The following is a 3,929-nucleotide window of genomic DNA, read 5'->3' as shown; positions in this document are numbered from 1 at the left end:
CGTCGTCATGGATCACCTCACGGCCATGTTTGGCACATTGCATACAGTCGACGAATACTGTATGAAGATTGTTATCCCGCATCCGATGGGTGATGTCCAGGGGGCGTGCAGCACTTTTGAGTCGTGCACTTTGAGACGGGAGCCCAAGCATGGACCTGTACGAGCACGAAGCCCGGGAGCTTTTCGAAGAACGCGGGATCCCGGTGCCGAGGGCGGAGGTCACCGACTCGCCCCAGGAGGCCCGTGCGATCGCTCGCCGGCTCGGCGGCAGGGTCGTCGTCAAGGCGCAGGTCAAGACCGGCGGTCGGGGCAAGGCGGGCGGGGTGCGGCTCGCCGCCGACCCGGCCGAGGCCGAGAAGACGGCACGCCGGATCCTCGGCATGGACATCAAGGGACACACGGTCGGCAAGGTCATGTTGGCCCAGCCCGTGGACATCGAGGGCGAGTTCTACGTCGCCTACGTCCTCGACCGGGCCGCGGGCCGCTTCCTCGCCATCGCCTCGGCGGAGGGCGGCATGGACATAGAGGAGGTCGCTGCGGCCCGCCCGGAGGCGGTCGCCCGTATACACATCGACCCCGCCGAAGGTGTCACCTCGGCGAAGGCGGGCGAGATCGCCGAGGCGGCCGGACTGCCGGCGCAGACCGTCGACGTCCTCGTACGGCTGTGGGAGGTGCTGGTCCGCCAGGACGCGGTCCTCGTCGAGGTCAACCCGCTCGTCCGCACCCGGCAGGGACACATCCTCGCCCTCGACGGCAAGGTCACCCTCGACGACAATGCCCGCTTCCGGCAGCCCCGTCGGGGCGCGGACAGCAGCACGTACGACATTCCGCTGGAGGCCGCCGCCGCAGCGAAGGGCCTCAACTACGTCAAGCTCGACGGCGAGGTCGGCGTCATCGGCAACGGCGCCGGCCTGGTCATGTCCACCCTCGACGTGGTCGCCGGCTGCGGAGCCCGTCCCGCCAACTTCCTCGACATCGGCGGCGGGGCCTCGGCTCGGGTCATGCCGACGGACTGACGGTCATCCTGTCGGACCCGGCGGTGAAGTCCGTGTTCGTCAACGTCTTCGGCGGCATCACCGCCTGCGACGCGGTCGCCGAGGGCATCGTGCGGGCCCTGGACGAGGTCCGGCTCACCAAGCCGCTCGTCGTGCGCCTCGACGGCAACAACGCCGCCCGCGGCCGGGCCGTCCTCGACGAACGGGCCCACCCCCTGGTCCAGCAGGCCACCACCATGGACGGCGCCGCCCGCCGTGCCGCCGAACTCGCCAACGCCGGTTGAAGGAGCGGGACATGGCCATCTTCCTGACCAAGGAGTCCAGGATCCTCGTCCAGGGCATGACCGGCGGCGAGGGCATGAAACACACCCGGCGCATGCTCGCGGCGGGCAGCGACGTGGTCGGCGGCGTCAACCCGCGCAAGGCCGGGCGGACGGTCGACTTCGACGACCGGGCCGTACCCGTCTTCGGCTCGGTGGCCGACGGTGTACGGGCCACCGGAGCGGACGTCAGCGTCGTCTTCGTGCCGCCCGCCTTCGCCAAGGCCGCCGTGGTCGAGGCCGCCGACGCCGGGATCGGGCTCGCGGTCGTCATCACCGAGGGCATCCCCGTGCACGACTCCGTCGCCTTCACCTCGTACGCGAAGAAGAAGGGGACACGGATCGTCGGCCCCAACTGCCCAGGCCTGATCACCCCCGGCCAGTCCCACGCCGGCATCATCCCGGCCGACATCACCAGGTCCGGACGCGTCGGTCTGGTGTCCAAGTCGGGCACGCTCACCTACCAACTCATGCACGAGCTGCGCGACATCGGCTTCTCCACCTGCGTCGGCATCGGCGGCGACCCGGTCGTCGGCACCACCCACATCGACTGCCTGGCCGCCTTCCAGGACGACCCCGACACCGAACTGATCGTCCTCATCGGGGAGATCGGCGGGGACGCCGAGGAGCGGGCGGCCGCGTACATCCGTGAGCACGTCACCAAACCCGTCGTCGGCTACATCGCCGGATTCACCGCGCCCGAGGGACGGACCATGGGCCACGCCGGCGCCATCGTGTCCGGTTCGGCGGGCACGGCACAGGCGAAGAAGGCGGCGCTGGAGGCGGTCGGCGTCAAGGTCGGGAACACCCCCACCGAGACGGCCCGCCTCGTGCTCGCCCTGTTGGACACGGTCCCCGAGGCCCCTCGGGCCTGACCCGGGACCACACAGCGGCGGACGGGAGACCCCTCCGGCCCGCCGCGTTCCCCCCTACCCCGCCCCCGACTGTGCACCGAGAGCGGAGACACCGCATGACAACCACCCTCAACTCCACCCACCTCGTGGTGAAGTCCGGTACCTCCTGGAACGACGCCTGGCAGCGCTGCCTCGCCGTCGCCCCCGAGGCCTTCCGGGACGACCGCGTCCTCAACCTCTGGGCCTCCGCCTGGCAGGCCGACGGCCGGGCACTACCCGCCACCAGCCCCGTCGACGGCAGCCCGATCGCCGGCCCGCCGCGCCTGGACCGGGAAGCCGCCCACCAGGCCGTCCGCGCCTCCCTCCAACAGCACCGCGCCTGGCGGCACATACGGCTCGAAGAGCGCCGGGCCCGCGTCGCGGCCACCCTCGACGCCCTCACCCAGCACCGCGAACTCCTCGCGCTGCTGCTGGTCTGGGAGATCGGCAAGCCCTGGCGGCTCGCGCAGGCGGACGTCGACCGGGCCATCGACGGCGTGCGCTGGTACGTCGACGGCATCGAGCCGATGGTCGAGGGCCGTGCCCCGCTGGACGGCCCGGTGTCCAACATCGCCAGCTGGAACTACCCGATGAGCGTGCTCGTGCACGCCATGCTGGTGCAGGCACTGGCGGGCAACGCGGTCATCGCCAAGACCCCGACCGACGGCGGCGTGGCCTGTCTGACCCTGGCCTGCGCGCTCGCCGCCCGCGAGGGGATTCCCGTCACCCTCGTCAGCGGCAGCGGACGGGAGCTGTCCGAGGCGCTGGTGCGGGCGCCCGAGATCGGCTGTGTCTCCTTCGTCGGCGGCCGCGACACCGGCGCCGCCGTCGCCACGGCCGTCGCCGACCTGGGCAAGCGCCACGTCCTCGAACAGGAGGGACTCAACACCTGGGGCATCTGGAACCACACCGACTGGGACGCGCTCACCGCCGTCATCCCCAAACTCTTCGACTACGGCAAACAGCGCTGCACCGCCTACCCGCGGTTCGTCGTCCAGCGCGAGCTGTTCGACGAGTTCCTGGCGGCCTACCTCCCCGCGGTGCGCACCCTGCGCCTCGGCCACCCGCTCGCCGTCGCGCACCCCGACGACCCCTACCCCGCACTGGACTTCGGGCCGGTGATCAACGCGGCCAAGGCGAAGGAACTGCGCGACCAGGTCGCCGAGGCCATCAACCGCGGCGCCGTCCCCGTGCACCGCGGCAGCGAGGCCGACGCCCGCTTCCTGCCCGGCCAGGACACCTCGGCGTACGTCCAGCCGGTCACGCTCCTCAACCCGCCCCCTTCCTCACCCCTGCACCACGCGGAACCCTTCGGCCCGGTCGACACCATCGTCCTGGTCGACACCGAGGCGGAACTGCTGGCCGCGATGAACGCCTCCAACGGCGCCCTGGTGGCCACCCTGTCCACCGACGACCGGGCCACCTTCGACCGGCTCGCCCCGCAGATCCGCGCGTTCAAGGTCGGCCACGGCAAGCCGCGTTCCCGAGGCGACCGCGACGAGCTGTTCGGCGGGTTCGGCGCCTCCTGGAGCGGCGCCTTCGTCGGCGGCGAGCTGCTGATACGCGCGGTGACTCAGGGCCCGGCCGGCGAACGACTGCCCGGCAACTTCCCCGAGTACCAGCTGATGCCGTGAGGCCCGTCCGGGCGGCGCGCCGAGAGAAGGCGCCGCCCGGCCCTCGCGAACACACGACGACGCAGAGATGGGGTGGCGAGCATGACC

Annotated in this window: 2 protein-coding genes and 1 pseudogene; all 3 read left to right on the top strand. The window is 71.4% G+C overall.

What is annotated here, in order from left to right; genetic code table 11:
* Positions 1–149: 149 nt before the first annotated feature.
* Positions 150–1,279: pseudogene (sucC, locus tag ABZT93_RS40285) on the top strand (ADP-forming succinate--CoA ligase subunit beta).
* A gap of 11 nt (positions 1,280–1,290) precedes the next feature.
* A complete protein-coding gene (gene sucD, locus ABZT93_RS40280) occupies positions 1,291–2,190 on the top strand; it encodes a succinate--CoA ligase subunit alpha (RefSeq protein WP_356114096.1) in 900 nt (299 codons plus the stop codon).
* Between the two features lie 95 nt (positions 2,191–2,285).
* Positions 2,286–3,842 carry an aldehyde dehydrogenase family protein gene (locus ABZT93_RS40275; RefSeq protein ID WP_356114093.1) on the top strand — a complete coding sequence of 519 codons (1,557 nt, stop codon included), beginning with the start codon at positions 2,286–2,288 and terminating at the stop codon, positions 3,840–3,842.
* Positions 3,843–3,929 lie beyond the last annotated feature (87 nt).

The organism is Streptomyces sp. NPDC005303, from assembly GCF_040607335.1.
Taxonomy (GTDB): domain Bacteria; phylum Actinomycetota; class Actinomycetes; order Streptomycetales; family Streptomycetaceae; genus Streptomyces.
This window is presented reverse-complemented; position numbering and strand designations above follow the sequence as displayed.

What these genes read in the sequence shown, in the direction of transcription:
- ABZT93_RS40275 (WP_356114093.1), top strand. Translation starts at nt 2,286, where the DNA reads ATGACAACCACCCTCAACTCCACCCACCTCGTGGTGAAGTCCGGTACC.
- sucD (WP_356114096.1), top strand. Translation starts at nt 1,291, where the DNA reads ATGGCCATCTTCCTGACCAAGGAGTCCAGGATCCTCGTCCAGGGCATG.